The 5,156-nt window shown below is 69.2% G+C and carries 6 protein-coding genes; 2 read left to right on the forward strand and 4 right to left on the reverse strand.

The features are described from left to right. Positions 1-206: 206 nt before the first annotated feature. The 4 genes from madM to G6021_RS10210 are packed head-to-tail and all read right to left on the reverse strand — an operon-like array spanning position 207 to position 4,215. Entirely contained in the window at positions 207-965 is a 759-nt protein-coding gene (gene madM, locus G6021_RS10195) for a malonate transporter subunit MadM (RefSeq protein WP_182641218.1), read from the reverse strand. A gap of 1 nt (position 966) precedes the next feature. Continuing rightward, positions 967-1,374 (reverse strand): malonate transporter subunit MadL, encoded by a 408-nt coding sequence (madL, locus tag G6021_RS10200; RefSeq protein ID WP_182641219.1) that lies wholly within the window; start codon positions 1,372-1,374, stop codon positions 967-969. Positions 1,375-1,396: 22 nt separating this feature from the next. Continuing rightward, positions 1,397-2,917: an AMP-binding protein gene (locus tag G6021_RS10205; protein ID WP_182641220.1), complete on the reverse strand. Its 1,521-nt coding sequence runs from the start codon at positions 2,915-2,917 to the stop codon at positions 1,397-1,399. Next, the gene (locus G6021_RS10210) at positions 2,914-4,215 is read right to left on the reverse strand and encodes a malonyl-CoA decarboxylase family protein (RefSeq protein WP_347238948.1); all 1,302 of its coding nucleotides are present in this window, start codon (positions 4,213-4,215) and stop codon (positions 2,914-2,916) included. The genes G6021_RS10205 and G6021_RS10210 overlap by 4 nt, the downstream gene beginning before the upstream one ends. On the opposite strand from G6021_RS10210, the gene G6021_RS10215 reads away from it, so the two are divergent. Beyond that, positions 4,208-4,663 carry an FCD domain-containing protein gene (locus G6021_RS10215; protein ID WP_182641223.1) on the forward strand — a complete coding sequence of 152 codons (456 nt, stop codon included), beginning with the start codon at positions 4,208-4,210 and terminating at the stop codon, positions 4,661-4,663. The genes G6021_RS10210 and G6021_RS10215 overlap by 8 nt on opposite strands. Positions 4,664-4,793: 130 nt before the next feature. Then, positions 4,794-5,156: site-specific integrase (locus G6021_RS10220; RefSeq protein ID WP_182641222.1), on the forward strand; the 363-nt coding region annotated here is incomplete at its 3' end.

Here is a 5,156-nt window from a genome sequence, read left to right on the forward strand (position 1 = left end):
AGATCGCGGCGTCCGCGGGGACGGCGCCGACCGTCACTCGTGCCGTCCTGGGCCGGCTGCTGTCCGCGGGCGCGGCGGTCCGTGGGCCCGAAGGGTGGCGCAGATCCGGGGACGGCGGTGTCCAGCTGACGATCCCCGTGGCGTGAGGTCGCGCGGCGGCACTCACGTCGCATGGGAGGGCAGCGGGTCCGCACCGGGTCCGACCGTCACAGAATCGCCTGCAGCCCGAGGTAGAACAGCGAAGGCCCCAGGAGGCAACCGAGTCCCGTGTAGAAGGTGGCGGTCATCGCACCGTAGGGCACCAGCCGCTCGTCGGTGGCCGCGAGGCCGCCCGCCACGCCCGACGTGGTTCCCATCATCCCGCCGTACACCATTGCCGACTTCGCGTTGTTCAGTCTGATCAGCGGCGCGATCAACGGGGTGGCGACCATCACCAGCACCGCCTTGATCAGTCCGGCGGCGACCGAGAGCGCGATGACCTCCGAGGAGGCCCCCACCGCCGTGCCGGTGACCGGTCCGACGATGTAGGTGGCGGCGCCGGCCCCGATGGTCGCGAGTGACTCGGGGTCGGTGTAGCCGAATCCCCAGGCCAGCGCGGCGCCCACGAAGAACGACACCCACACGCCGGCGACGAGTGCGACCACTCCGGCTAGACCGGCTTTGCGGATCTCGCGCAGGTCCACTCCGAACGCGGTGGAGACGATGGCGAAATCGCGGATCATCGCGCCGCCCATGAGGCCGAGTCCTGCGAAGAGGGCGATATCTGCGACACCCTTCTCGCCGCCCGTGTGCTGCCCGGCCCAGTACGCCAGGGCGAGACCGACGATGATCGCGATCGCCGAGCCGTGCAGCATTCCTCGGGTGAGCTTTCTCGACAGCCAACCGGACACCAGGATCGTCACACCGACCAGGGCGAACGCGACCAGTAGGCCGTTGGCCTCGAGAACTTCGATGACGGTGTCCATGTCAGATCTCCTGAGCTGCGGCGTCGGGGTCGGCTAGCGGTGGCAGGGGCGCGGACGTCGGCCCGATCTTGGCGATCAGCGGCACGAGGCCCGCGCCGACGAGCATCGCAGCGAGGCCGGCGGCGACCGCGGCGGCGCCGCCGGACACCGCTGCGGAGACGTTCTGCACCGAGGCCATCGCGACGACCACGGGGATGTACATCGCGCTCCAGAACAGGACGCCCTGTTCTGATGGTCGGGGAAGCCTCCCCTTCCGCCGCATGACGTCGGTGACGACGATGAGCAACAGCATCGCGAAGCCGACGCCGCCGACCTTCGCGTCGACACCGAGCAGCTCACCGAGTAACTGTCCGATCACTGCGCCCGCGAGGGTGCACCCCGCGAGAATCGCCACTCCGTAGGTGACCATGACTTCCCCCCCAGTCCGGCCGTCAGGCGCCGTTGTCGGTGAACAGGCCGGCGTACCGCTTGCGCAGTTCGGCCTTCTGGACTTTGCCCATCACGTTCCGGGGCAGCGCGTCGACGACGCAGACCGCCCTGGGTTGCTTGAATCGCGCCAGCTGATCCGCCACGGCCCCGATCAGGGCGGCCTCATCGGGCATGTGCCCCGGCGCGGCGACCACCACGGCGACGACGGTTTCGCCCAGGTCGGGATGGGGCACCCCGATCACCGCGGACTCGGCCACGGCGGGCTGCGCGTCGAGCAGCTCCTCGATCTCGACCGGGTACACGTTGAACCCGCCCGAGATCACCATGTCCTTGTCGCGGCCGACGATGCTGAGATAGCCGTCATCGTCGAACCGTCCGACATCGCCTGTGCGGAAGTAGCCGTCGTCGCAGAACTCCGCCGCCGTCTTCTCCGGCATGTTCCAGTACCCGGCGAAGACGTTGGGCCCGCGCACCTCGATCCCACCGACCTCGCCTGCGGTGAGCGGCGCCCCGGTCTCCCTGTCGGTGACTCGGACCTCTATCCCGGGCAGAGGTAGGCCCACGGTGCCGGGCCGTCGCTCGCCGTCGTATGGGTTCGAGGTGATCATGCCCGTCTCGGTCATCCCGTAGCGCTCCAGGATCCGGTGGCCGGAACACTCCTCGAACGCCACGTGGTCGGCGGCGAGGAGCGGAGCGGATCCGGAGACGAAGAGCCGCATCCCCGCGCTGAGTCCGGGGGTGACCCGGGCGTCGGCGGCGAGCCTTGTGTAGAACGTGGGCACCCCCATCAGCACCGTCGAGTGCGGGATCAGGTCGACAATGGCGTCCGCATCGAACTTGGACAGGTAGTGCATGCGCGCGCCGGTGGTGAGGGTCAGATTCGCGGCGACGAACAGGCCGTGGATGTGGAAGATCGGGAGCGCGTGGATCAGCCGGTCCTCGGCCGTGTACCGCCAGAACTCGCGGAGAGCGTCGCAGTTCGACGCCAGGTTGCCGTGGGTGAGTACCGCACCCTTGGACCGGCCGGTGGTACCCGAGGTGTACAGAATCGAGGCCGGGGCGTCGGCTTCCGCCGGATGGACGTCCAGGTCGGGCTCCCGGGACCCGAGCACACTGCCGTCGCCCGCGGCGCCGAGCGTCTCGACCACCGTGGAGGTCGGCGTCCGTTCCCGGAACTCCGCCTCGCGAGCGGGTGTGCAGACAAGAACGCGCGGCGTCGCGTCGCCGAGGAAGTAGTCGACCTCGCGGCCGGTGTACGCGGTGTTGAGGGGCAGGAATACGCCGCCCACCTGCAGGGTCGCCAGATAGAGGGCAATCGCCTCGGGTGACTTGTCCACCTGCATGGCCACCCGATCGCCGGGCTGAACGCCGTCCGCTCGTAGCCGAGCAGCGATGCGGTGCACGAGCTCGGCGGTGTCGCGGTAGCTGAGCGTGGTCCCGTCGGGGAGGTCGAACAGGACGGCGTCGGGCCGCCGCCGGGCGTGGCCGAGGAACGAGTCCAGGACCGATTCGAACGTGCTCACGGGTGGGACTTCCTTTCATTGGGCGGGGATGCCGGGTGGCAACTCCCGGGGTGGGACGTGAGGAGGTCGGAGACCGCGTCGCTCAGGGCGACGGTGCCGTGCCGCACGAATCCTTCATGCCGACGTTCGAGTTCGGCCGGCTCGTAGCGGTAGTTGATCATCGCTCCGTATGACTGGCTGATTCCGTTGACGGAGGGGTCTGCGGGCCAGTTGAGTCGCCAGGCCTCGGCGCCGTTACTGAGGTGGAACCGGGCCACCCGGTCGAGTGGCCGGCCGCTGTCGTCCTTGGCCATAGAGATGTATCTCGCCGCGGCCGCCACCACGTGCGGGCGCAACGCGTCGACCTCCGCCGAGCCACCCCGGTGCTGCTCGGGCGACAGGTCAAGGCCCGTGAGGCGATGCCGGAGCTCGCGGAGGTGGGGCGCCTCCTGGGCGTCGAGCCAGCGCCGGAATCCGGGAATGGGCGACAGGGTGACGAAGGTGCTCAGATGGGGGAGAGCAGCTCCCACGTCGTCGATGACCTGCTTGATGAGCAGGCTGCCGAGCGACACTCCGGCCAGCCCGTCGAGGCAGTTGCTGATCGAGTAGAGCACCGCGGAGTCGGCCTCCGCCGCGGCGAGCGCGGGGCCGGGGCGCAGAATCGGCGTGATATCTGCAGCGACGCCTCGGGTGAGGGCGACCTCGACGAAGATCAGCGGCCGGATGCCGGTGGCCGGATGGAAGAACGCGTACATCCGCCGATCTCCCGGCTGCAATCGGCGACGGAGCTCGTCGAGCCCGGCCATGGGGTGCACCTGTTCGTAGCGGATCAGGTGATCGAGCAGTTCTCCGGGGGACTCCCACGTGACCTCCTCCATGCGGAGGAATCCGCGGTTGAACCACGAGCCGAGCAGGTGGTGCAGGTCGTGGTCGAGTGCTCGTAGGTGCGGATGATCGGGCAGTAGGGCCCGCAGGTCCGACCGCAGTTCGGTGAGTGCATGTGTTGCACCGGGTGCGTGGTTGATTCGGCGAAAGAGCCGCTGCCGGAGCGGCTCAGTCGCGTCGACGAGCTCGATCTCGGCGGCCGCGGCCCGCGCCTTGTCGGGCCCGGTCGCGCTCCAGGCCGCGTACGCCGAGTCGACACGTCGCGGGTCGACGCCGTAGGCCTCGACCAGGTGGGTGAAGAACTCGGCGCGACGGTCCGCTGGGAGGTCACGGTAGGCCCGCAGCAGGCCGTCCCCGACGTTCCGCATCGAGGCCTCTCCGATATCGCTCATGAGCTCTGTGCAGGACTCGATCAGTCTCGCGAGTGTGGTCACAGCGTTCTCCTCAACGGCATTCGGTCTGGTCCTGGCGGAGCTGGAGGGTATGGCGGCCCGCCTCGCCGCACGCCGGATCCAGCCGGAGTCGGTGCATGCCATGGAGATCGCTCTCACCGAATGCGAGGAGCAGGCGGTTGCAGCGGATGCGGACGGCTACTACTACGCGAACGCGCGCTTCCACGGGGTGATCTACGAGTCGTGCGGCAACGAGTACCTCACCCGGCAATCATTCGACCTGAAGAAGGTGCTGCAGCCCTACCGGCGACTCCAGTTGCGGGTGCCGGACCGGATGCGGCGCTCACTCGCCGAGCACCGGACAATCGCTGACGCCATCGTGGCCGGCCAGCAGGACACGGCGGAGAACGCCGCCCGGGAGCATGTCTTGGTCCAGGTACACGAGTTCAGCGAGCTCGTGCGCACCTGGCGCACTATCGCCTCGAACTGACCCCGCCCGGGGCTCTCGGAGGGTGCCGATCGACAGGCGAAGGCTGGGCAGCACCACGAGCAGTCGACGCCGACGCCAGTAAGCGGGCGCCCCTTGCGCCTTGTGGTGACACAAGTGACAATCGGTACCCATGGGACGCAAGAGTGAATCGGTCGCGCGCGGCCGCACTCTTACGGGTCCGCTCGAGGACGTGGTCGACGACTACGTTCGGGACCTCAGTACGGGCCACTCGCGCTCGGAGGCCACCGCTCGCTCGTACCGCTCCGACGTCCGGGCGCTTCTCGCGCATCTGGGAGCGGACGGCGACGGGCCGGACACGGTGACTGATCTCGCCGCGGCGCTCACCCTGCCGGCGCTCAGGGGTTGGCTGGCCGCCCAGGTCGGCGCCGGCGCGGCCCGGTCGACCATCGCCCGGCGCGTGGCGGCCGCCCGGTCGTTCAGCACGTGGGCCTGTCGCCGAGGTGTGCTCCCCACTGACGTGGCGGCCCGGTTG

Source organism: Dietzia sp. CW19 (assembly GCF_014145265.1).
Classification (GTDB): domain Bacteria; phylum Actinomycetota; class Actinomycetes; order Mycobacteriales; family Mycobacteriaceae; genus Dietzia; species Dietzia natronolimnaea.

Bases quoted from the DNA above. Each gene is read 5' to 3' on its own strand.
- madM (WP_182641218.1), bottom strand. From the start codon at position 965: ATGGACACCGTCATCGAAGTTCTCGAGGCCAACGGCCTACTGGTCGCG.
- madL (WP_182641219.1), bottom strand. From the start codon at position 1,374: ATGGTCACCTACGGAGTGGCGATTCTCGCGGGGTGCACCCTCGCGGGC.